The following is a 24,423-nucleotide window of genomic DNA, read 5'->3' as shown; positions in this document are numbered from 1 at the left end:
CACATGCCAAAATTAGATATTTCCCTATGTATGATTATGAAAGATGAAGAACTTCATTTAGAGCGATGTTTATCTTCTATTCAGCATCTCGTCTCTGAAATTATTATTGCTGACACAGGCTCCCATGATAAAAGTGTCAGCATTGCTAATAGGTTCGGAGCACAAGTCATTCAGATTCCTTGGGAAGATGATTTTGCGAAAGCAAGAAATACCGTACTGAAGCAAGCATCCTGTTCATGGATTCTGGTGTTGGATGCTGATGAAGAAGTGGATAACTGGCAATTAGAAGAGTTACGTAATTTGCTTAACAACCCTGATAACCAGGGGTACTTTTTATCTTTGAAAAATTATGTAGGTGAGACAATAGATCACAGCTATGTTACCGATGCGGTATGCCGATTATTTAGAAATGATAAACGTATCACTTTCTGTGATCGCATTCACGAAAGTGTAGCTCCGAGCATATGGGAAATACCTGATGCTAATATTGCATTCTCATCGTTACGTATTAAACATTATGGCTATTTACAGCATGAGCTTGTTCGTAAAGAAAAAGGTACCCGTAATTTAAATATCATTCAACATAGCTTACAACAGCGGCCGGGTCATCTACCACTCCTATATGCACTCGGCACAGAGTATTATCAATTGGCAGATTATGAATCCGCCTCCACAATCTTGATCCCACTTTTACACCAAATCCCTGCCACATCTGGGTTTACATCTGACTTATATTTAAAATCTGCTTATGCTTTATACATGTGTCGCAAGCTTAAGCAATCAGAAGCGATCCTACTAGAAGGTAGCATTCTGTTCCCTGATTTCACAGATTTACTTGAAACTTATGCCATCCTTTTAGCCGAACAAGGTCGCTTCTCTCCAGCATATGAATATCTTCAAAAGGCACTAAATGCCGGAGACGTGTCCATCAAGTATAGTTCAACTTCTGGGAGCGGTACCTATCGAACTCATTGGGTCGCTGGGACGATATGTGAACAGATGCTTTTATTTGAAGAAGCATTAAGACACTATGAACATTCTCTGGAATTTCGCTCTGATTATATGCCTACTTGGAGAAGCATCGTCCCTCTATGTCTGTTATCTAACCAAATCCCTCGTCTATTACTCATCACCGAGAGATACCATACATCACTAACCTCTGATATTCTAATGTTCCTTACCCCCTCCGCACTTAACAGCAGGTCTTTGCCTTGGTTATCTCAGCTGAGATCATACCTTCCAAGTGAACCCGCAACCATTGTTGATGCCATGCTGTTTCAACAGACAGGTGATCGTCATGAAAGTGCCCAGAGGCTAGAAGTATTACTTCACACTTTTCCTAATCATCCAATGATTCTCTCCTATCAATGGGCAGTAACGCACGAATCGGAGGTGTCTCAATCCGCTATTCGATGGATGAATGAATTAATACATGTCAAACCTGATATGAACACCATACAGCAACGATTAGAAGATCATCCTGACACTTCCCTCAATCCACCCAACCCACAGATGCTTGAATATGCTTTACAATTATTTATCCAGACAGGTTCTTGGAACACATTACTAACCTTATTCCGGCATTCAAGTGCTGATATTCGTTGGTCTGCGCTCCCTCAATCCACGCTGGCAGGTTTACTACAATCGCCACACGCTGTTCAACAACAATGGTGTCATATCTTCTTGCAGCAACAAGAACACCATTTTTCCGACGATCAATCCCATGAAGAAACAATAATATCCTATGATATATCCGAATGGTTATACTATGCTTCTATTGCACAAGCCTGTGGGGAATTACCTGAACTGAATGAGCAAATGGAAGAACGATTATGTCACTCCGGTGAACCGATTCCACTTGTAGCTCTCGCCTACTATCAACTACTTCGTGTCTATTCACTTCATACGTCACATACTCCGAAAAGTTCAATCTGCTGGCCTCTGCTCTTTCGATCCTATATCAACATCTGACATACTTTGGAATAACTTCATCCATTGCCGCTTCCACACGTTCTTATCAAAGGCACTAGCCGTTCTCCGCGCATTAGATCCCAAATATCGTCGTACATCAGCATGATCTAACAATCTAGATATTCCATTAAACAAAGGATCTTCGAACGGATCAACTAATACACCGTTATATCCATCCACGATAAAATCGTTAATCCCACCGCGATTACCAGCAATTACTGGAATACCACAACTCATCGCTTCAAGACAGGAATAGGCACTCCCTTCCTTAACAAAAGAAGGAATCACAACGATATTAGCCTTCCGATAAGCTTCAACCATTTTACGAAACGTGTATTTTTCATTAACAATACGTTCTTTATATGGATGATCCTTCAGCCAGAGTCTAAACGCATGGGTGTATGCATTCTCTTCTTCCGAGTCATTCGCAAATTCAACGATTACTTCAGGATACGCTTGTAGAATTCGATCAATCAAGAGAAGCGTGTTAACGACCTCACGACCTTGATCCAGTGCCCTTGGAAATACAATACGTAAAGCGTTTCTTAGCTCAGACCAATGCAGAACTGGTTTGAATTTCAATATATCCACGCTCTGACGAATAACGATACCTTGAGTCCGCTCATTCGAATGCTGATAGCAACGAATCCCACCGAGTGCGAGAGTACTCACTACTACGATTTGCTGTAAACGATCATAAGTAGTGTGCTTAAGTTCCTCTTCTAATGAACAGTCAACTACACTTCCTTGAGCAAATGACATACCATAGCTAATCCCAATACTTCCGATTTGATATGGAAATGCAGGGCCTAACTTCTCTATCCCCGCATAAACAATAAGTCCATCGATCGTATCTGACATCTGCATTATCTTATTAACTCTCTCTTCTTCCTTTACTTGATGTCCTATGATCTCTATATTTCTTATTTGCTTGTGAAAAGAGCCTAAGGGTGTCAGTTGATGAACCGTTACCTTCATTCCTATCTCTTGGATCGTCTCGCATAATTCCCATATGTAACGCTCCAATCCGCCTCCTGGGATCACATACGGGCCATCACTATTCAAATTAAACAAATGAGATGTGAGTATACTGATCACTTTCATAAGGGATCCTCTTTCCATTCGATCAATGTTGGATACTCATCGAGAATCGATTGGTACTGTTCTAGACTTCCCCATTCTCCATTGGGGTCGCTTGACATATAGCGTAAATATTTCTCATATCGTTCTTCTTTAGACACCGCCCATCCATAATGCTTCACCCTAAGTTCCGCTTGAAATCCAGGTAATACAGCATAAGAAAGCGGCAGTCGCGGAACATGATGATCCATTCGCGGATAGAAATAATAGAAATCAGGTAAATATCGCACGAGTAAACGTGTATGCCGCTGATGAATCATCCAAAGTTCATCCTCTCGATAATGGGTCAACCCTCCCCAGAAATCATAGATACGAAACCCTACCCAATCATACTGATCCTGATTAATTAGATCCCTCATGTGTACCTTGGCAAGATCTTCGTAGAATTCATCTGCATCAACAGCTAAGAGCCAATCAGGATCTGTAGAAATGGCTAATTCCCACAATCTTTGTCTTAATTGCCACTCATGGATGAATTCAGACTTTTCCAGCTTTATAAGTCTTGTTACCTTGGCAAAAGATTGACATAATTCAAACGTTCCGTCGGTACTGGCATCGTCAATAATGACAATTTCATCTACGAACTCGCTCAAATCGTGTAACACAGATTCAAGATAACGATTCGCCTCGTTACGAACTTGCAACATGGCCGTTAGTCGATTACCCGACGTCTTACGAATAGGCTTATGATTCATAGGCTATACTCCTCAACATTCGCTCTGCAGACTCTTCATACGAAGACATTTCAGATAGCCATCGCAAGGCACTCAGCTCTACTGTCGTTGCTGTAAGGATAGCCGTTACGGCTTCATAAGGTCTGTTATGAAGCATATGGATCGTCCCTCGTATCAACAGGCTATCGACCAAACTTATTTCACTGTCCTTCTCATGGCTTAAAGACCCTTCCTCTTTCAATCTCAGAACATCCTCATAACGATAGGTCTGCACATAATTGTCCCTTAATAACGATTTCGATTCAGAAGTATTTAATGGCTTTAGCGTCCGAATCGCGGATGCATAGTCTTCATTCAGTCTAAATATCTCAGCTTTTACTAAATCGTCTTTTCCATGTTCTAGCCAGTTCCTCATCTCAATCACCTTCATTTGGTCCTCTTCAGAATATACTGAAACAGCATATATTCGGATTGCTTTCTCCAGATCACCCACTTGAGCCGCCATGCTGGAGAGAAATCGATAATGGGATTCTAAACAGTCTAAATAATCATGAAGAACCATCTGTTCAAATGAATTGACTAAATACATACCCGCATCTGAACTTCTTCCTAACAAATACAGATAGGTTGCAGCCAGATAACTAATCGTGGCATGGAAGGGATACGTTGCAACCAAATCAACGTAATACTTGCAACGTATTTCCCATTGCACAGAAGTCCATTGTTCAAACCGTTCTCCCTTATTCATACTCGACAAAGCTTCGAACCAGATCATCTCATAATCGTTGAGAAATAACGTATCGTGCCGATGATTTACCATGCCATAAGTGAGTAGGCTTTCACCACTTAACAGGAATATCCCCTCTCTTCTAAGACACTGCTCCAAATATATCCGCTCCGAGGCCGTACCTACGATATCTGCCTGGGCTGCCAGTAGTTCACTATATTTATTCCACATCTCTGCATCTTGGTCATCAGGGCACCTTTCTAGAAGCGCAATCATGTAGCGGGGATGAAGCGAGTTGACCGTCTTCAACCAATAAGGAGAACACACGATAGTCGTATACTCCGTTAGATCTAGTGACAACATGTTGGTTAAAGATATTGAACAGACATCATAATCTTGTTCATCCTTCTCCATCACTTCACCAACAACGAGAACCTCATCACGGTCAGGTAATAGTTTCAGCATTCTTTTGTAAGAGAAATCACCCCAACCATTATGACAAAATATCATATATTTCATGCCGAACCCCCCATTCTTCGGAAATCCCTATCTATTCATCCTCCGTTCCTTTTGTCCAATACACCGCTCGAAGTGAAGCGCGAGGGATGAAATAATACTCTTCAAGTGACCTCACGTAAGATCCCACTTCTTGTATACGGCGATGTGCAGTTAGTGAAAGAGGAACGGGTAATGGCTCCTTGGGAATGTGAACCTGGGCTTCTAAGTTCGGAATATCATGTCCTGTATTGACAACAACATCAGCGGATTCACGATACATGAAGTCCACCACCCAGGTTACATAGTCCGATTCGTAAGTTCTGGTATCGAACATAAAAGTGATAACTTCTCCTTTGACTAACATGAATGCCGCTTCTAATGCCTCATGCCATTGTTCTACTTCACGTACCTTAATCAAGGCGTCCAACCTACCCCAGATTCCTTGTTCATCACAAGGGTGTTCCTCATGCTCTCCTATTAGAATGCCAATCCATTGGATTCGACTGTACGACTGTTCAATCTGTATTGGATATCCGGGTTCTAATGTGGTATCCAATCCCTCACTGACTACAACTAGCACAGTTATAAACACTGGTTCATGGTGGATCGATATGAACGGTTGAATTAAACACTGAGAAATATCCAGTTCAGATATGCTCGTTAATGGATATGAATCCCTCTCTATTCCCCATTTCGAACAAAATAGATGCCATTCATCGGAGAGAATCTTCTCTCCACGTCTCGGTTTCAAAGAATGAAGGGCTTGCACATACACATCTTCACACAACGCTAACTGTGCTGTAAGCAGCCGGGCTCTCAGACACCAGTCTGCAACTTTCAATTCACGTGAGCGAAGAAGTGGGTCGAAACCCCCTACATCATCAAGCAACTCTCTACGAAACAATAGACAGGATCCAGTGAGCATCGTAACTTGGCGCCACAACCCTTGATTTCTTGGGTGGTGCTCCTCAGCATAACTTACGAGGTCAGCATGAGATTGAAACCATAAGTCAAGCTTTCCATCGAATTGTTCCGTAGATGACATGGGGGACACGATCATGACACGTTCTTCATCCATACATGGCCAGATAAGACTAGACAACCACCTTGGTGTTACCATGATTCTATCTTCCATAAGCACAACAAATGGCGTCTCAATCGTTACAAATGCTTGATTAACTCGATCTATTCCTGCCTCGTAAGGCCAGAACTCAATGGGCTCCTCTTTTGCAAAATATTGCTGTATCGAGGGGAACTCTAAGCTACCCGGGAGTGCGATAATTCGAATTGGATGTTCTGAATGAAGCAGTAGCAGCTGTATACTATGAACCGCCCATACTGGATCAGTCATTTCCAAGATGATCGTTACTTTATCAATACTTGGCAAACCAATGAGCCCTATGTGATCCAAATGCGTGAATCTCTTCGCAAGATGCTCCGTATTTTTTTCGATGTTATCCCTGTTAGACATGATCCGTCACGCCCCATCGTCATACTATTCTATATGTATTGTATGATCGCTCTGGATTCATATCCCATAATTATCCTCTTGTTTGTCCTTTATGAGGTGAACACAACAAAGGACTGAACCGATGATTATCATCAGGTTCAGTCCTTTGCCTTAAATAGAACTATTTTATGGAATAAATTGTTGAACAATTCGTACAACCACACCATCTTGTATCGTCAAATGATAAGGGAACTGACTGAGATCCATCATTTCTGTGTTCGCGAACACTTTTTGGAATTTATCTAGTGAAATAGGTTCATTCCAGTTGACGTCCATACCTTCGTAGGTACCATCACGATCATAAATTTGCATCAATACTTCCACATTGTCAGACACTTTGTATGTTGTTAAGTCTTCGTTGTCATTGACGATGTAATATCCATCTGGTGGACCCTCTAAGTCCCCAATATCTTGTTCACGTTCTAAGAATATCTTGTTAGCAGCTTCACCTTCATACCACTGAATATCATCTGCCTGAATGAATAGCTGTCCATCTTTATGTTCAAGCTTTGAAATATAAGCCGTGACTGTTTCATTGTTAACTTGTACTGGCTCATACCCCACTGCACTTGCGGATGTGATAAAAGTTAAAAGTACAACCATCATAATCGTCATGATTAAAGCTGATTTTTTTCTCATGGAAATTCTCCTTTTATTACGTAATCATTACGCAACATTCAACTTCTATAATATACAATTACCCTTTGGAAAAGTGATTCAATCACTTCTTATTCCCTTGAATGACTCTTTCATAACTATAGACGATTCTTACTGGCAAAACGTTGCAATAAAGTTACAACAAAATTTAAATTTTGTACTTTTATTCGGCGAATGATTCATCACATATAACCCTCCATACAGTGGAGGGTTTGTGAAGATTACTCTATTTTTTCACGATAGGTAACGTGATGTCTAATGCAGGGAAATAAAACCTTTTTATTTCACCATTTGCCTCAAACTCAAATTTGCTTTTGTCTCTTTTATCATGAATATATTTGAATGTCTTAATCGTAATCGATTTAGGCATCGTTGCAAATGGTTCATAACCGTAATCACTTGATATAACATTACCACGGCCCGTTGGATACGATCCGGTACCACTAATTTGCTTCAGCTCATTACCTTTATCATCATAAATAGCATAGCCTAAATCCGGTTGCGAAGATCGTTGTCTCATCGTTTCTGGAAACTTAATAAGTGTGGTTATACTCGTTGTAATCGGTGTGATTTCAACCTTCTCAAGTGTCATGCTAATACTTTCATATTTCCGTGTCATAGAAGGAGTCATATCCACGTTATCCTCAGGTATTTTATTCACCGGGATATTAAACTTAAACGGTTCCGAAATTCCTGACACTGTCATCGTTAATGTTAATTCAAATTGATCAGGGAAAGCCTTTCCTCCTTGATTACGTAAATCTGAAATGTGTAAAAAGGATGTATTATCATTTTCACCCGGATTCATAATTGAATCAATGGATTTGCCATACGGGGCAAAAGATTGGGTAGACTTCCCGTTAATCAATAGGTCCCAAACGATTAAATTTTCTGTTACCGTATCCTCTAACAACTTTTTCTCTGAAGTCTGACGTTCTATACCAACGGATACACGAATACCATCGTATACGACAACGGGCACCTTCAATGTAAAACCCTCATGAGTAACACTTCTATTAAGTGTTGTAACAAGACCTTTCTCATCCGCATTTTTCAAGCCATAGTCACTTGAATACTTTAAAATTGTACCCATTACTGGACCCTGTTGTATGGAAGCAGTCGTTGTTGGAGAAGTAAACTTTGTACTACCTATAACCAGAGTAATTACCGCAGCTGCTGTTGCCAAAGTTATCATTATTCTACGCAGTACATTTCTCCGATGAGAGCGATTGTATAAGGAGTCTTTCATGCTGGTATTCTCAACTAGCTTCATTGTCCGTTCAACCGTATCAACACTTGTGTCTTTCAAGTTGCTGCTTTCGACCCGCTTCATCGTCTTCTCAACCAAATCAACTCGTAAATGCGTTTCCCTGATTAACTTCTTCAAGTGATTGAACTCTTTATCCTCCAATTCTGAACGGTTGTTCATATACTTTCCCTCCCTTATTCATTTGCTTTATTAGTTTTTTACGAAGTCGTTCATATTGTTTCCGAACCGTTGCTGGTTTGAGATCCATAATGGCTGCGATCTCCTCAAAACTGTATTCTTCAAGGGATCGCAACAAGAGTATTTGTCGTTCTTCCACATGTAGATGTTCTAATAAGTCATGAATCATATCCGTATATCCGTGATCCTTCTCCTGCTCTCTGTTAGCTTTATACGCCATTAAAGATTGATGATTCTTATTTCTTTTCTTAATGAGATCTACACAATGATTGTGAGCAATTTTATATAGCCATGCTGACAAAGAGACCGTATGGGAGTAACGATGGATATGCTCCAACCCTTTTATAAATATATCCTGAGCAGCATCTTCTGCCTCTTCTTGACTCTTAAGGAGATAATAGCAGTACACAAGTATCCGTCTTTGGAACCTTTGAATAATGAGGGCATACGCCTGCTTGTCCCCTGTTTGTACCTTATCCACCAAATATCTTATTTCTATATCGAAGTCCTCATCTGAACAACGTGATTCATTCATTTAATCCCCTCCTTTCTGCCTATATAACTGAAAATAATAGGGCTTTGTGACAGATGAGATGTTTTTATTTTCCACTTAGTTAACTTAACAAATAAAAAGCTATAATACCAAAAAAAGAATAAGCAAAAAGAGCCTAGCTCTGGCAGTAGGCTCTACATGTGGTTCATATGAATCAACACATCACGTATATACTCATTATGATATCAGAAAGGGTTGCTCATCTAACGAGATTCCTAATTTACAATCATTCATTAATTTATCGTAAATTGCATTAACCGTGCGCGAACTCGGCATACATTGATTGCATTTATCCGGAATAAAATACTCAGAGAGAGAATCAGCAACTTCAGAAAGTGATTGCTCTTTGAGATTTCCCAAATTGTAATTACTCGAAGCAAACCGAGGTTCAGCTTTTAAATCACAAGGAGCAAATATGCCATACGGACTAACGGTGGGTCTTGTATATTTCACATAACATTGACTCACTCTTGATTTGTTTGGCATAAGACCATCCATCCATGCCACAAGTTCATCCGAAATATCTATTGTTGTATTGCCATAGAAACCGTTATTATTTCGTTCTCGTATTTGTATAAGTTGATTACGAATAATTTCAAATTCTATCTGCGAAAATCCCTCTGTAACGTCTACTTCGTCTTTTCGAATGCATAGAAAATCAACGCCTAGATCTCTTGAAAAATCACACATTTCTAATATTTCACTATAATTCATAGGTTGAATAACAAAGCCAATTCCTATTCTGAGCAAGGACCCTTCTTCTCTAGCATTTCTAAGCTTCGCTACATTATTGCTAACGTTCTCTAAGGCTTGTACTTTCTCTGGCATACCGGTGATTTGGTTATACGTAGTGGGTCTAGGTGAATGTATGCTGAATCTAAACTGTTCCGCTTTCTTCAAACTTTCCCAGATATTATGATTTAATTTCTCTAAATTAAATCCGTTAGAATAGATATGGATTGTCATTCCTAGACTAGATACGTAATCAATCAGATCACCCGCATCACGATTCTGAAAAAACTCTCCGCCCCCAGAGAACACGATCGTCTTTACCCCTAGTATGTTAGCCTCGTCAAATAATTGTTTCCATTCGTCAAATGTCATCAGTCCTTGAATATCCAAGCCTTTGGATGTATACGTTAATTCATTCTTATCAGACCACAAACACATGGTACAAGAATAATTACAAGTGCCTTTCGTAGAATGAACTTCTAGAACGTCAGGTACAATCGGTTGGCCCGAGATCAACTTGCTAAAGTTGTCTGGGTTAGTTAACCAGCCCTTAATGATTGTATTCGCGCTCTGATAGAATAGCCGTTTATGATAATACAAAGAATGGATATAGTCTACAATTGCTGTGTCTTCCTTAATTAACTTATAGGCGTGTTTCACTTCTTCAAGAGATACATTTAACTCTTTCATTAACACTTCCGAACTTTTCTCAGGCGATGTTAGATGAGTATAGATCACAACTCTTTGTGATTCAGAAATTTGTTCTTTCATAAGCAGCTCATTCATATCTGGTAGTACTGAAGTTAATGCATGATCTTTCATTGCTATCAGCCTCCTATTTTTAGAATAATATATGCTCCTACTGAAGCATTTATATCAATTGGAGAACTAATAGGAAAATAAAAAGAGAGTATGAGTTTCCTCATACCCTTTTAGGCAAGTTCATTATTTAATGATAAGAATTCCGCCACATGATGACTTCTGAATATATTCGACCTCTAGTCCCTGTGCTTCTAGTTGAGGAACAATGCTATCCGCAACCATGTAATATTCATCATGATCCCAATGGTCTCCAGATACAATCTTGCATTGATCATGATCTTCCTGAGTTCTAAAGGAGACATCGGCTATAACAATGACACCGGAATCCTTCAAGTTACCTTTCATTTGAACGATGAAGTTAATCTTCAATGGGTCTTCAATATGATGAATGGCATAAGACGACACGATATAATCATACTTATGACAACCCACTTCACTCGGAAGTCCATGTTGAAAATCAACTAAGAAAAACTCCCCATTCGGCATCTTTGCCTTTGCTAACTCAATCATTTTAGGTGAAAAATCTAGCCCGTGTATTTGCACCCCTTTTTTGTAAATTTCATAAGTTAGCGCTCCAGTACCAATTCCGATATCCAAAACATAAGTATCTGGATTAATCTCGACGATATTCTGCACATAAGCCAGAAGATCATAGTAACCATCGAATGGGTATCCTGTACTATTTAATATGGATTCTTCATAATCCCCAGCCCAAGTATCAAATCCTTCGCTTGTTAACATCTTATTCCTCCATATATATCATTTTCGATAATGTCTTAATCATCTCTTCATATAAGAAAAGCAATATACAACGCAGTAACTGATCAAAGTAACCGCAAATATCATTCCCGTAAATGGCAAGACATGCTGTAGTTGTTCAGGATCTGTTAGCAGAAGTAATGTATCTTGAAAGATCTTAGATGGTTTCAACAGCACATCCCAGCTATTCCATCGAACAAATCTCCCAATATATATCCCCAGACTACTGAGCATTAGAATTATAAGAGCGAATATCCATCCAGTGATCTCACCAAATGTTCTACGCACTAGCCCATGAACTGAAAATAAGGAAACAATACTTAGTAATAATCCTATTAAGGCTGCTGAGAAGAATAGGATTAGATGGTACCAAAATTCAAGATCCTGTGTAAAACGTTCCCCTGCTTCAGGTTTATAATGTACGAACGGGTGCAACATATCGGTAATTAAGTACGCTGAATTGGGATAGAAGAATAGCCATGCCAATCCTATCAAAAGTAATGATATCCATCTAAACGTACGATTCTTATTCATATATACATATACAATGTTCATCAACAGGGTTAACCCAACAGGTACCCAAGCAAGGAACACATCCCAGTTCAAATATAAATATAGTTGCCTATTCGTATATTCTCTTAGATACACCGCTAATGATAGACATCCTATCGTTGCAATCAATAGTAGAACTAGAATAGCGATATTAGGCTGTACATTTCGTTGTTTTAACCTTCTCAAGTTGCCACCTCCTCGATCAAGCCAATTTCAACTCACAACGTCGTAGTCATATAAATTGTCGCAATCTCACCATATCTCTACACTGTAGTCCATTCTCGAATATCGGCTCATCATAATGCTGTATGAAATAATCCTTATCGATGCCTACGATTCTAAACCCACATTTCTGGTACAGATACAACTGTGGAATACTAGAATTGCCTGTGCCAATCTCGATACTTGTATAACCTAATTCCTTTGAAGTATGAATCGCATGTTGAATTAATTGTTGGCCGATTCCCTTGCCTTGTAAAGACTCTTCCACAGCAATATTCATAATCTCTATCGTGTGAGGCCGGGTTGGAAGTATGACATAGGTTCCTACAATCTTCCCATCAAGTTCCTTTACATAACATTTACTTCTTGTGATATAAGCTTGTATGGCTTGTTCCTCTGGATCAGCAAGTAATAATAAATCCATCGGATACGTCGTTACTTCGGTTATGGTCATTTTATTTCATCCTTACTTCTTCGCAGAAATGATACTTTAATTCTTCTACCGTCTTAACAATATATGTTGGTTTACTCTCCGTCAGTTCCTCTTGACTTCCATATCCATATTCAACAGCTATGGATGAAATGCCGCTCTTATGAGCCCCAATAATGTCGTGCTTACGATCGCCGATCATAACCGTTTGCGACTTGTCTAAGTTATTCTCTTCAATAGCAGCTTGAATGATCTCGCCTTTATCTGACCGCGTACCGTCTAGATTACTACCATAGATTTGTTTGAAATACGAGGTCATTCCGAAGTGCTGAATAATCTTATCTGCGAACACTGTTGGCTTCGATGTAGCTACAATTAATGTCCTACCCTGATTAATTAATGACTGTAGCAATTCAGGAATACCTGCATACACCTCATTCTCATACAAACCTCGATCGGAGAAGTATTCTCTGTAATATCCAACGGCTTTCTTACAATCCGATTCTGAGAATCCATAAACCTCTGCAAAAGAAATAGCTAAAGGAGGGCCTATGAAAGGTTCAAGATTGTCTAAATTATCTTCGAAAATGTCAAATCTGGTCAAAGCATATTGTACGGCTTGTGTAATACCCATCTTAGGATCTGTTAGCGTACCATCTAAATCAAATAGTATATTTTTAAATTCCAATCTCAGCACCTTTCCGTCTATACTTCCAGAAAATAATGATAATACACTTCATCTTGTACATAACCATTCTGCTCATATAATCTTTGTGCTTGTATATTATCTGATGCGGTAGCTAGCTCAATTCCCTTAGCCTTCGTTGTACGTGCAACATTCGTTGCCTCATCTAATAGTGACTGGGCGATACCCTGTCTTCTGTATTTCTCAATGACAAACAAGTCGTTAAGAATCCACATTTTCTTCATCGAGATCGACGAGAATGAGGGGTACATTTGTGCAAAACCTACCGCCTTACCTTCCTCTCTTTCTCTGGCTAACAAAATAACCGATTCATTGTGTTCCAATTTATCAGAAATAAAGATACGCGCATTCACTATGTCTGTGGCTTGCCCATAAAAAATTCGATATTGATCAAATAATAATGTAACTTCTTCCAAATGTTCTGTCGTAGCTTGAATCGTATTCATACCTTCACGCCCCTTCATACCCATAATATATCATACCGAGAATCTATTTCCATTTGAATTCATTATACTAATGCATCCTCTGAGAGACCATTGAATTTTGTGCTGTTTATTTGTATCTTTATCCAATCACTTCCTACTCTCTCAACATATATTGTTTGGAGAAAGGAGGTTGATATAAATGGTTGATTCAAAAAAAGTAGTTGCGCAAGTCGTCTACCCACGCCTTACCGTCTATTCTGAAGAGAATTTCCGTGGATTACGCAGAACTCTCAGAGGCAATTTAGGTATTCGAAATCTGGAAAATCTTCTAGGTGGAGTGGATAGTCTTAGATTCTTCTCTACAAATCCGAATGCAACGTTAGTATTATTCTCACGCACAAGATTTCGTGGCGAATTCCGCGTCCTTCGTGGGAACCGTAGCATCCGTGATTTAGATGATTTACTTGCTGGACGTGATGTAGAATCCTTAATCTCATCTAATCAAAGATTAACCTTCGCACAAGTTCGAGAAATTCGCAGAACTGGCATATTACCACGCGGATATAGAACAATCTAATCATTTGATTCACCATGATTAAAGAGGCTGCTATTCTGTGAAATTTAACAGAATAGTAGCCTCCTTTTGTGTGATAGATGATGTTATGTAACCCATTATTCTTAATGGCGTGCAATAAAGTCATTCAATTGGCTTATATGATGCTGATCATGCCATACGAAATCTTGTAGATATTGTGGAATATGAAATGGTTCTCCACTATCCATATAACTTGCGAGATAGGCCTCTTCAGATAACTTACGAATATGCCGAATGATCTGTTCTCTAATGTCGATGGATTGTGCACCTAATTCCTCGATGCTCGTTCTCTTCCCATATTCCTTTGCGTTGTCGTTAAATTCATCGAAATCCTGATGTGTTATCGTCAGTGTCTCTTCCTTATAAATCTTCTCAATGGCTGCTTCGAAGAAATACTTATCCCATAACATCATGTGGCTAACGATTTCACGTAGTGACCATTTGCCCTTTGCTATTTCTTCATTCCACACCTCTTCATCATACTCATTAAGTTTCTTTACACAACTTATCCACTCGCTAAATTGTTCTAATAATTGGTCTTTACTTTCAATGACGTCCGACATATCCAACCTCCTAAATTTATTGTCCTCGGAATGAATGTATCTGAAATGCATCTCGACTCATATGCTGTATTTCACTTCTGAAAAGTTATGTACAATAAGTTCAGCGTTCCTTGTTAATCCTGTTCTCTTATCTACTTCCTTTCTCCATATTTCATTTTCTCTATAATTCTTATTCTTGCTACAATGAAATTGATGATTTCTTTCTTCAATATGATAGGAATATGGCCATTCATGATCACTTAGGATAGAACCTTTTAAATGAGTATCCGTTAACCATACGTTAAGTTGGAACTTCTGTGATGTAGGATTATGAAACCGAAGATCAACATAATTAAAGAATACACTTGCCCCACTCCCAAATGGAAGTACGCGTTGCTCATCTGGAAATGGATCAAAACTATGATGATGCCGTTCTGTAATTTTCATTGGCGTATGTATAGCTAACCAAAACAATAAGTTCGCTAATTGACATAACCCACCACCAACGCCAGTCTTCACTTCGCCCTGCGATAATTGCATTCCTTCAATATATCCCTTTCTCATAGTAGGCTTCCCTACCAAATCCCAGAAAGAAAAGGTCTCTCCTGGGTTAATTTCAATCTTATTAATTTTCTTTAACGCTATACTCAAGTTGGTTACTTTATTTTCTTGAAGTTGAGGATCAGAGGTTCCTAGTTTCCTTCTAAGAAGAGATTGATGCCGTTTCAATGAATAGGGTAAATCAGCGCTCGATTGATGTCTTGCAAATTTCACAAACACGTTGTTAAATCTTCTTTTTGTCCTCAGCTGACTAACTCTTATTTTGTAAATGAACGGTATTCGGATTAAAATCGTTTTGATCACATTCATCCCACCTAGTACATAATAATTCTAATTTCCATTCCTTTACGGGTACCTATTATACAGTCCATTGATTATGAAGAATAGCGACTAAGACCCAAGTGTCAGCTTCCTTCTCAAACACAAGACGTAAGCTCTTCCAATCCATTCCATCATACACTGGATCAAATCCATTGAAATAGTATTCAACAACGATACTTTCCGGATAAATCATACGCACGTTGTTAAGTGAATTTCCTAATCCTAACGTCTGATTGTACCCAACCTTAGGAGCACTTGCAAAGTCTTTACTATATACGAATCGTTTGTAGTAAGATTCAAATGTCATAGAAATAGGATCTCCAGTCCCATCTTCTGTTCCCCATAAATAGGTCTTCGTGTTATCGAATCCTTCGGCAATCTTCTCATGAGGTATTACGATGTTTCGCTTCTGATCAATATAACTATAAGGTGCGAATAGAATTCCTTGTTCTCGACTCGACATCTTAGAGAGCTTTGTGAAATCCTTATTCTTAATAGCCAGAATTGTCTTATCAGCGATTGACGCAATTTGCTCTTTAGCATCTGTTGGCGAAAGGAATGACTCAATCGCAGCGGTATGATTAGGTGCATCCCATCGGATGGTTGCCCCCATACTTTCTATGGCGATTCGAAGTGGTATGAATACTTTTCCTTCTCTAATCTCAGGTCCCTTTGGCATTTCTTCTTCATTATTATTTATCAGTGCTTGTTTACTTCCAACTAGAAATTGTACATTGCGTTGTCCCTTGTTCACAATAATCTTTTGCTCTTTAGGATCCAGCTTACAGTAGCCCCGATAGCTTCAGCTACGACTCGAATAGGTATCATTATGGTCCCATTACGTTGAAAGGACGTTCCTTCTCCCTGAATCCATGCACCATCTACTGTAATTTGAAAAGGTTGGCTGGTCGTATCCGCATGGACTACTGAAGTAGCTGAACCCATACTAACCAGCAATAATAAGCCTAGTGATGCTACATTTCTTAAGCATTGGCGAAGATGACTATATTGTTCCATTGATAATCTCCTCCTTAACACCATATTACGCTATTTATAGTGTGATATGAGTTAATATTTTGTCACTTTAACTGTATATCCTGCGTGATCAACAGATGGCTTTTTGAATAAATACATATACAAAAGAGAGCCACAGAATAAACTCCGGGCTCATTGTTCGTCTAGCACTATGTTAAATTGTTAGGAGACAGCTTTACATTCCTCACTGGTATGTTTTGCTTTACAGGAATGACATACCCCCTGGAAATCAAGTCGATGGTCCTCCACAGTAAATCCAAATTCGAGCAGAACTCGATTCTCTAAAGGAAGTAACCAATCCTCCAAAATTTCCTGCACCGCCCCACATTCCGTACAGATTAAATGATGATGGAAATGAGCTTGATTCTTTCTTCGTAGATCAAATCGATACACCCCATCACCAAAATTAACTTTTTCAATGACATGTAGCTCTTTTAATAATTCTAATGTCCTGTAGACGGTAGCAATCCCAATTTCTGCAACTCTATTTTTAACAATCATATAAATTTCTTCAGTCGTTAAATGATTATCTTCATTCTCAAGCAATACCTTGACCGTTTCTTCCCGTTGAGCAGTAAGCTTAAATCCTTTGGCCGTCAATTGCTTTCTGATCTCATCAATACGTGCATCCATCATTTCATTAACGCCTCCTTCTATTCTCTTTGTAACCTGTGTTTTTTTATTTTCTTATTTATAATTATTATCATTAAATAATAACTTAATTTATGAATAAGTTCAAGTCGAAAATAGCTGTAAGATCTATACATTCGATCATTCAATACTCCGGATTCTTTAGCCTATACCTCATCACAAGTTGAATAAGGATCGCAGCAAGCAAAATAGCTAAATTAAAATAGAAGGCAACATACAATGAAAAAGACGATACCAACATTCCTGCAATAACGGGAGATACAATAGCACCAAGCTCAGAGAAGGAAATCACATTCCCTATAAATGAACTTCGTTGCTCTTGACGAACAGTATCCGCAATATGAGCAAAGAAAGAATCCAGATAACATGCCCCTCCAATTCCACCAATCAACATACCCATGTAAACGATCCAATGTTGATCAAATGCTAAGAATAGAATAACCTCTACTGCAATCAGAGACAATCCAATCATACAAATCATTAATCTATCCTTTAATCGATCTGATATCATCCCCACAAATGGTGCTGAAATAAACGTAGATACACCCACCACCGTAAAGGCGGCACTCGTACTAAATGAGCTCCAGCCCATAATATGAGTAGCATACAAAGCAAAATAAGTAAGGAAAACAGCAAAAGCGCTCATTTCCAAGAAATGAACTGTCGAATAAAAAGCTAATTTGTGATTAACGTTGATATTTCTACGCTTCTCCTTTACAACGATCTCTTCAGAACGCTGCTCAAAATATTTGTCTTTTATTTGTATTAACGCAACTAATGCTATTCCCGAACAGAGGGCAACGAAGTAAAAAGGAACATTCAAGGCTAAATATATAGACATCCAGCCACTAATAACCGGTCCTAGAACCATACCTGCGCCATCACTGCTACTAATATAACCATTGAAAGTTCCGCGATTGTCTTCCGTACTCCATTCATTTATAGTACTTCTAACAAATACAGTCAATCCTGTTGCAATGGCTCCTTGAATAAACCGCAATCCACATAGGAACAAATAATTTGTTGTCAATGCAAATCCAATCATACTGATAACCTGCAGAGCTAATAGACTGACACCTACGGACTTGCCACCCCATTTTTTCAGCAAATATCCCGTAGGTACACCTCCACATACTTTGCCCACATAAAATATCGCAAAAATAACACTCATCGCAAACACCGAAAATTTCATTTGCTCTATAAATAATGGGAACAAGGGTATGATCATATACCCTCCCATATTTGTAAAGAAACAAATCATAACCATGAGCATTACATTGTTATTCAGCCCATTTGTTCTCATCAATCATCCCACCTTGGTTTGGCTTCTCCGCACTAGGATATGCACAGATACCAAAAAAAGATAAAGGATTTCTCAGAAGTGATGAGAACCCTTTACCTAGATATATTGATAGCCATTTCAACTACTATTCTAATTCATTAGAACTCGTAATGACACGCCAGTTGTTATTCAACGTAGCCGTGATTACACCTCTACACCTTATATAATCTGCCAGCAATTCCACCATATCTACCCGTATTTCCTTGATGACCTTCTTCCCCTTGAACATAGGGTACTCTCCACCCCCACTAGCGCGGTAATTATTCATGACTACATCATATTCGCGGCATAGTAATATCGGATTACCTTCACATTCTAATCGTACAATTCGATCACCACGGACTCTCGATACGTCCATAATATATTCAATACCTTCCCACATATCGTAATTGAAGTGCTGCGGTTTTGGCAGTAAAAAATCCTCGCTCACTTCAATCTCCCCCAAATCATTTAGCTGAAAATATTGAGCTGATCGTTCAAGTGCATCCTTTATATCTTGTCCACTAACCCGCAACACCGTTAACGTATTGGGGTATTTATAATTAATTATAATATCTCTCATCGTGATATTACGACCAAATCCAGGTGAATGATTATCAAATATGGCCGCACAAGAAATCATAACCCCACTTAACGCCATTTGTACGGTGTTGATCCACTCCATAAATGGATGATCCGTCAGTCTAGTCTGTAGTGGATTTGAAATACGCATATCTTCACCAACAACAGATCCAATAGATTGATTCAACCACTCTGCCACAGCATTCTCGGCGGGCTCAGCCAACTCTAATATGGGCTGATCCGACTTCGTGTTCTTCGAAGATAAAAGTTCAGATTGCTTATCCACAACCAACCACTGATCATTAATCCGCTTCATATGTAGCGTTACCTTGCCTAAGTAGCTTCCTTCACTACCAGGCTGAACCACACAAACACCATTCACGGTTTCACCTGCAATACCTCTATGCTGATGACCTGTTAATAGCACATCAATCCCGGGCACTTCATGACAAAGTGCATACCCCTGATTCTCGCCTGTTAATGTTTCAGTGGCTTCTCCGGTCAATAGATCCCTCTCTAACCCTCCATGATAAGATACGATGACTATATCTGCCCTCTCCTGATCTCGTAAATACGGAATCCAGCGTTTAGCTGCATCTACAGGATCGATGAACTTTATACCCCGAATATGATCTTCTTGTTCCCAGTTCGGAACATAGGAGGTTGTCAGACCTAATACAGCAAGGCGAAGCCCATTCTCCCATTCCCAAATACGATAGGGCGTTCCAAATAACGGCTCCCCTGTTGTTTCTGATATTACATTCGCAGATAACCAAGGGAAATTTGATGCAGCAACTTCCTCTTCTAGATAGTTTCTCCCGAAATTAAACTCATGATTGCCAGGTACAGCAGCATCATAACGAATAGCGTTCATGCATTCTATGACCACATTAGGATGAGATCGATCCACTTTTGCCTGATGATAAGCTAGCGGAGACCCCTGTAGGCAATCACCATTATCTATTAATAGAATCTCTCCCCCATCTTTACGTTGTTCAGCAATTAAAGTAGATATGATAGATAGACCATGATCCACAGAACGCCCATCTTCATAAGAATAGGGAACGATGTAACCATGGATGTCACTTGTCTCTAATATGATGATCTTCATTTCGCTCATCTGTTCTTGCATTTAGATTACATCCCCCTTTATACATTCGACACGTTGATAGTATAGTCAACGATTGTATGTAGAAAGATTATGATTTGTAATCAACATATTAAACACTTCCTACTTCATCAACATAAGATAAACCCTCTTTATTTTTTACATCTATTTCACAAAACCTAACATCCAATTTGATCCTTAGTTTTACATATTCTGATAGGATAAATCTTGTTAAGAGTCCTAAAAAAATTCAGATCATTAGGGGGAATTGATTTTGTTTAAAAAAACATCCGCACTATGTATGACTCTACTACTAGGGGTTAGCCTAACGGCATGTGGTAGTAATAACGCTACGACTAAGAATGCAGCAGCACCCGATGCGAATACCACCAAACCAACAACGGAAGTTGCCGCAAAACCTGCTGAGACTGGATACATCCCGAAAGAATTAGAAGTTCAATTTGTTCCATCTCAAAATGCAGAAACACTTGAAGCCAAGACCAAACCTCTCGAGAAACTCCTAGGAGATCAACTCAAAATCCCCGTTCATGTGAGCGTTTCTCCAGATTACAATACGATTGTTGAAGCGATGTCTTCCAAACAAGTTGATATTGGTTTTCTTCCTCCCAATGCCTACGTACTTGCTCATGATTTGAGAAAGGCAGCTGATTTACTTCTTCAAGCCCAACGTTTCGGTGTGAATGACGAGACTGGACAACCTACGGAAGAGAAAGTGAATTTCTACAAATCTATGATTCTTGTTAAAAAAGATTCCGATATTAAAACACTTGCAGATTTAAAAGGCAAAAAGATCGGATGGCAAGACGTTACTTCATCCGCAGGTTATGTATTTCCAGCAGCTGAACTAAAAAAAGCTGGCGTTGATCCTGAGACGGATGTACAAGGTGTAACCATTAAAGGGCATGACGCTGCCATTATGGCATTGCTCAACGGTCAAGTTGATGCTGTTGCCAATTTCCAAGATGCTCGTAATGTTGTGGTAAAAGACGTTCCAGACGTATTCGAACAGACTCGTGTACTTCACTTCACTGCTCCGATCCCGAACGATACGATCAGTGTTCGTTCCGACATGAATCAAGAATGGCGCGATAAGATCGCTCATGCCTTTATCGCGATTACTGAAGATCCAGAAGGAGCTCAAATCGTAAAGGATATTTACACACATGTAGGTTATGTAGCTGGGGATGATGCTAACTTTGCTCCGGTTCGTGAATATGCAGAGGCCGTAGGTCAGAAAATCAAGTAATCATTAAGTATACGTCAAATAAATCCTCACTAGTGTAGGAGTTAACTCATTCACGCCGCTCACGTTGTAGTAACGTGGCGGCGCTGTGTGCTTTTATGTATAGGATAATATTTCTTCAAGAAGGAAGGGTTAATGATGATTGAATTACGGCAAGTCTCTAAGACATTCCCCAATGGAACCATTGGATTAAAGGACATTAACTTAAAGATACAGACAGGTGAATTTGTTGTGATCGTAGGATTATCAGGTGCGGGTAAATCGACGTTACTGCGTTCAATTAATCGACTAATTGATGTCACATCAGGTGATATTCAGATACATGGTCAATCCATTACCTCTGCATCCGGCAGCAGGTTACGTGCTATAAGACGTAATATTGGTATGATTTTTCAAAGCTTTAATTTAATTAAACGTACCACCGTACTCAACAATGTTCTATCTGGACGTGTAGGGTACCATTCCACCTTAAGAACTTTGCTCGGTTCTTTTCCCAAAAGAGATGTTGAGATTGCTCTAACTGCACTTGAAAGAGTAAATATTCGAGAAAAGGCTTATATTCGTGCAGATCAACTATCTGGTGGACAACAACAACGTGTATCTATCGCTCGTGCATTAGCACAGGAGGCCACCATTATATTGGCAGATGAACCCGTTGCTTCATTAGATCCCCTAACGACACGGCAGGTCATGGATGATCTACAACGAATAAATCGAGAATTAAATATTACGACTATTGTGAATCTTCACTTTATTGATTTGGCACGTGATTATGCTACGCGAATTATCGGACTTCGTGCCGGAGAAATCGTATTCGATGGAAGTGTAGGTGAAGCGACCGATGAGATACTTGCTGAAATCTATGGACGCCCAGTGAAGGCAGACGAGTTCTTGGATACATCAAGGGAAATGCAAGTCGTAGGTGTAACATGAGATTAGACATCAAGTCAACCAACCCTACATCTACCCCATCGATACCATCATCTCCAAACGATTCAATCTCCAATGCACTGGATAAACCTAGACGAGGCAAGCGTATCGCGACATGGATGTTGTTCATTGTCATCCTCGTCGTTTGCTCCCTATACATCGATGTTACCCCTTATCAGCTGTTTGTCGGATTACCAGAAATGGGTGTTCTACTTAAAGAAATGTTCCCACCTGATTGGAGCTATCTTCCAACCATTTGGGCTCCTACCCTACAAACGATAAAAATTGCCGTTGCAGGTACAATATTAGGTGCCATTCCGGCTATTCCTGCTGCCCTTTTCTCTGCGAATAATATTACGCCTTTTAAAAGTGTATCGCTCCCTATTCGAACCCTATTAAATCTTGTAAGAACCGTTCCGGATCTACTATTTGCAGCCGTCTTCGTCGCCGTATTTGGCATTGGTCCGTTTGCTGGGATGTTGGCTCTGCTATTCTTTTCGTTCGGGATCATTGCCAAATTAACATACGAGACAGTGGAAGCGATCGACCCCGGTCCACTGGAAGCGATGACGGCAGTAGGTGCTACTCGTATTCAACTCATTGTATTTGGCGTAATCCCACAAGCACTACCAGCCTTTATCTCCTATCTACTCTATACTTTCGAGATTAATATCCGCGCTGCTACCGTGCTTGGGTTCGTCGGTGCGGGTGGCATTGGGCTACTACTTAATCAATCACTTGGACTATTCCGATACGATCGGGCTGCAACGATCATTATATTAACACTTGCTGTCGTCCTAATTATCGATAATGCAAGTACTCGTATACGGAGGAAGCTATTATGAGTCGTGTACATCACTTACGAAAATGGATGATCGCACTATTTATTCTTGTCATATTTATTTGGTCCATGTTGGGATTAGATTACCAAGGGTTTCAATCTACATCTAAGGTCGTCTCTTTATCCATCTTAAAAGGCTTCATGCATCCTGATTGGGCATATGTTTATCTGCCTGAAGGAGAAGACTTACTACGTGAACTACTAGAAACCTTAGTTATTTCAATTCTAGGTACGTTTGTCTCAGCTATTCTATGTATACCATTTGCCTTTTGGGCTGCAGCGAATATGAGTCGGCTACGCGTCTTCCCAGGCGTGGGTAAGTTCACATTAAGTGTGATCCGGGTGTTTCCTGAAATGATTGTCGCTATTCTATTTATTAAAGCTGTTGGACCTGGATCTTTCGCAGGCGTTCTCGCTCTGGGTGTACATTCTATTGGTATGTTAGCCAAATTATTCTCTGAAACGATAGAAGGTGTTGACCCAGGACCACAAGAAGCTCTTATCGCTTGCGGTGCTAATAAATTACAAATAATCCGTTTTGCCGTAATACCACAGGTCATTCCTCAAATCCTGTCATACACCTTATATCGTTTTGAGATTAATATTAGATCTGCCACAACACTCGGTCTGGTTGGGGCAGGCGGTATTGGGACGCCATTAATCTTCGCCCTTCAAGTTCGTAATTGGAACCGCGTTGGTGTAATTCTACTCGGCATTGTACTTCTTGTTGTTATTACAGACTTTATATCCAGTCGCTTACGCAGAAAGATTATATAGCCGTTATATATTAATCAATAGAACGGCGCTATCAGATAAGTTCATCTGAGCGCGCCGCTTTAAATTCTCT

The 24,423-nt window shown here is 39.6% G+C and carries 26 protein-coding genes; 6 read left to right on the top strand and 20 right to left on the bottom strand.

All coding sequences use genetic code 11. The features are described 5' to 3' along the window. The first annotated feature begins 3 nt into the window (after positions 1-3). On the top strand, positions 4-1,971 hold the full coding sequence (locus BW961_RS23995) for a glycosyltransferase (protein ID WP_068588394.1): 1,968 nt from the start codon (positions 4-6) through the stop codon (positions 1,969-1,971). Here the strand turns inward: BW961_RS23995 and BW961_RS23990 are convergent. The 13 genes from BW961_RS23990 to BW961_RS23930 all read right to left on the bottom strand — a co-directional run bounded on the left by BW961_RS23990 (position 1,927) and on the right by BW961_RS23930 (position 13,846). Continuing rightward, entirely contained in the window at positions 1,927-3,075 is a 1,149-nt protein-coding gene (locus BW961_RS23990; RefSeq protein ID WP_068588391.1) for a glycosyltransferase family 4 protein, read from the bottom strand. The genes BW961_RS23995 and BW961_RS23990 overlap by 45 nt on opposite strands. Further along, the gene (locus tag BW961_RS23985) at positions 3,072-3,806 is read right to left on the bottom strand and encodes a glycosyltransferase (RefSeq protein ID WP_068588388.1); all 735 of its coding nucleotides are present in this window, start codon (positions 3,804-3,806) and stop codon (positions 3,072-3,074) included. Before BW961_RS23985 ends, BW961_RS23990 begins: the two co-directional genes overlap by 4 nt. Next, positions 3,796-5,031: a hypothetical protein gene (locus BW961_RS23980; RefSeq protein ID WP_068588387.1), complete on the bottom strand. Its 1,236-nt coding sequence runs from the start codon at positions 5,029-5,031 to the stop codon at positions 3,796-3,798. The genes BW961_RS23985 and BW961_RS23980 overlap by 11 nt, the downstream gene beginning before the upstream one ends. Positions 5,032-5,062: 31 nt before the next feature. Then, positions 5,063-6,481, bottom strand: coding sequence for a glycosyltransferase (locus tag BW961_RS23975; RefSeq protein WP_068588384.1), 1,419 nt, complete (start codon positions 6,479-6,481; stop codon positions 5,063-5,065). A gap of 165 nt (positions 6,482-6,646) precedes the next feature. Continuing rightward, entirely contained in the window at positions 6,647-7,159 is a 513-nt protein-coding gene (locus tag BW961_RS23970) for a hypothetical protein (protein ID WP_068588380.1), read from the bottom strand. A gap of 244 nt (positions 7,160-7,403) precedes the next feature. Next, positions 7,404-8,606: a DUF4179 domain-containing protein gene (locus BW961_RS23965; RefSeq protein WP_068588377.1), complete on the bottom strand. Its 1,203-nt coding sequence runs from the start codon at positions 8,604-8,606 to the stop codon at positions 7,404-7,406. Further along, entirely contained in the window at positions 8,578-9,159 is a 582-nt protein-coding gene (locus BW961_RS23960; RefSeq protein WP_068588375.1) for an RNA polymerase sigma factor, read from the bottom strand. Before BW961_RS23960 ends, BW961_RS23965 begins: the two co-directional genes overlap by 29 nt. A 195-nt stretch (positions 9,160-9,354) precedes the next feature. Further along, on the bottom strand, positions 9,355-10,731 hold the full coding sequence (locus tag BW961_RS23955) for a radical SAM/SPASM domain-containing protein (protein WP_068588373.1): 1,377 nt from the start codon (positions 10,729-10,731) through the stop codon (positions 9,355-9,357). A 123-nt stretch (positions 10,732-10,854) separates the two neighbouring features. After that, positions 10,855-11,472, bottom strand: coding sequence for a class I SAM-dependent methyltransferase (locus BW961_RS23950; protein ID WP_068588369.1), 618 nt, complete (start codon positions 11,470-11,472; stop codon positions 10,855-10,857). A gap of 39 nt (positions 11,473-11,511) precedes the next feature. After that, positions 11,512-12,228 (bottom strand): DUF1361 domain-containing protein, encoded by a 717-nt coding sequence (locus tag BW961_RS23945; protein WP_068588366.1) that lies wholly within the window; start codon positions 12,226-12,228, stop codon positions 11,512-11,514. Between the two features lie 46 nt (positions 12,229-12,274). Next, positions 12,275-12,718: a GNAT family N-acetyltransferase gene (locus BW961_RS23940; protein WP_068588364.1), complete on the bottom strand. Its 444-nt coding sequence runs from the start codon at positions 12,716-12,718 to the stop codon at positions 12,275-12,277. A 1-nt stretch (position 12,719) separates the two neighbouring features. After that, positions 12,720-13,382 (bottom strand): HAD family hydrolase, encoded by a 663-nt coding sequence (locus BW961_RS23935; RefSeq protein WP_068588361.1) that lies wholly within the window; start codon positions 13,380-13,382, stop codon positions 12,720-12,722. A 17-nt stretch (positions 13,383-13,399) separates the two neighbouring features. Further along, the gene (locus tag BW961_RS23930) at positions 13,400-13,846 is read right to left on the bottom strand and encodes a GNAT family N-acetyltransferase (protein ID WP_068588360.1); all 447 of its coding nucleotides are present in this window, start codon (positions 13,844-13,846) and stop codon (positions 13,400-13,402) included. Positions 13,847-14,024: 178 nt separating this feature from the next. On the opposite strand from BW961_RS23930, the gene BW961_RS23925 reads away from it, so the two are divergent. Next, the gene (locus BW961_RS23925) at positions 14,025-14,402 is read left to right on the top strand and encodes a hypothetical protein (RefSeq protein WP_068588356.1); all 378 of its coding nucleotides are present in this window, start codon (positions 14,025-14,027) and stop codon (positions 14,400-14,402) included. A 101-nt stretch (positions 14,403-14,503) separates the two neighbouring features. Here BW961_RS23925 and BW961_RS23920 read toward each other — a convergent pair whose 3' ends face one another. From BW961_RS23920 to BW961_RS23890, 7 genes are all read right to left on the bottom strand, one after another. Continuing rightward, on the bottom strand, positions 14,504-14,983 hold the full coding sequence (locus tag BW961_RS23920) for a DinB family protein (protein WP_068588352.1): 480 nt from the start codon (positions 14,981-14,983) through the stop codon (positions 14,504-14,506). A gap of 57 nt (positions 14,984-15,040) precedes the next feature. Next, the gene (locus BW961_RS23915) at positions 15,041-15,826 is read right to left on the bottom strand and encodes a VanW family protein (protein WP_068588349.1); all 786 of its coding nucleotides are present in this window, start codon (positions 15,824-15,826) and stop codon (positions 15,041-15,043) included. 55 nt (positions 15,827-15,881) lie between these two features. Beyond that, positions 15,882-16,598 carry a stalk domain-containing protein gene (locus tag BW961_RS23910; RefSeq protein WP_068588346.1) on the bottom strand — a complete coding sequence of 239 codons (717 nt, stop codon included), beginning with the start codon at positions 16,596-16,598 and terminating at the stop codon, positions 15,882-15,884. Further along, positions 16,595-16,861 carry a stalk domain-containing protein gene (locus BW961_RS32125; protein WP_068588342.1) on the bottom strand — a complete coding sequence of 89 codons (267 nt, stop codon included), beginning with the start codon at positions 16,859-16,861 and terminating at the stop codon, positions 16,595-16,597. The genes BW961_RS23910 and BW961_RS32125 overlap by 4 nt, the downstream gene beginning before the upstream one ends. A 180-nt stretch (positions 16,862-17,041) precedes the next feature. Continuing rightward, on the bottom strand, positions 17,042-17,512 hold the full coding sequence (fur, locus tag BW961_RS23900; RefSeq protein WP_068588432.1) for a ferric iron uptake transcriptional regulator: 471 nt from the start codon (positions 17,510-17,512) through the stop codon (positions 17,042-17,044). A gap of 142 nt (positions 17,513-17,654) precedes the next feature. Then, a complete protein-coding gene (locus BW961_RS23895; protein WP_244556044.1) occupies positions 17,655-18,833 on the bottom strand; it encodes an MFS transporter in 1,179 nt (392 codons plus the stop codon). A gap of 124 nt (positions 18,834-18,957) precedes the next feature. Beyond that, positions 18,958-20,565: a bifunctional metallophosphatase/5'-nucleotidase gene (locus BW961_RS23890; protein ID WP_244556043.1), complete on the bottom strand. Its 1,608-nt coding sequence runs from the start codon at positions 20,563-20,565 to the stop codon at positions 18,958-18,960. 250 nt (positions 20,566-20,815) lie between these two features. On the opposite strand from BW961_RS23890, the gene BW961_RS23885 reads away from it, so the two are divergent. From BW961_RS23885 to phnE (BW961_RS23870), 4 genes are all read left to right on the top strand, one after another. Beyond that, positions 20,816-21,808 carry a phosphate/phosphite/phosphonate ABC transporter substrate-binding protein gene (locus BW961_RS23885; RefSeq protein WP_068588336.1) on the top strand — a complete coding sequence of 331 codons (993 nt, stop codon included), beginning with the start codon at positions 20,816-20,818 and terminating at the stop codon, positions 21,806-21,808. A gap of 135 nt (positions 21,809-21,943) precedes the next feature. Next, positions 21,944-22,738 (top strand): phosphonate ABC transporter ATP-binding protein, encoded by a 795-nt coding sequence (gene phnC, locus BW961_RS23880; RefSeq protein WP_068588425.1) that lies wholly within the window; start codon positions 21,944-21,946, stop codon positions 22,736-22,738. Next, positions 22,735-23,580 (top strand): phosphonate ABC transporter, permease protein PhnE, encoded by an 846-nt coding sequence (gene phnE / locus BW961_RS23875; protein WP_082867570.1) that lies wholly within the window; start codon positions 22,735-22,737, stop codon positions 23,578-23,580. The genes phnC and phnE (BW961_RS23875) overlap by 4 nt, the downstream gene beginning before the upstream one ends. Next, positions 23,577-24,353, top strand: a complete 777-nt coding sequence (phnE, locus tag BW961_RS23870; protein ID WP_068588333.1) for a phosphonate ABC transporter, permease protein PhnE — start codon at positions 23,577-23,579, stop codon at positions 24,351-24,353. Before phnE (BW961_RS23875) ends, phnE (BW961_RS23870) begins: the two co-directional genes overlap by 4 nt. The last annotated feature ends 70 nt before the right edge of the window (positions 24,354-24,423 follow it).

The sequence above is a fragment of the Paenibacillus macquariensis genome (assembly GCF_900156375.1).
In the GTDB taxonomy this organism is placed as follows: Bacteria; Bacillota; Bacilli; order Paenibacillales; family Paenibacillaceae; genus Paenibacillus_AQ; species Paenibacillus_AQ macquariensis.
The sequence above is the reverse complement of the archived record's forward strand: the minus strand, read 5'-3'. Positions and strand labels throughout refer to the sequence as shown.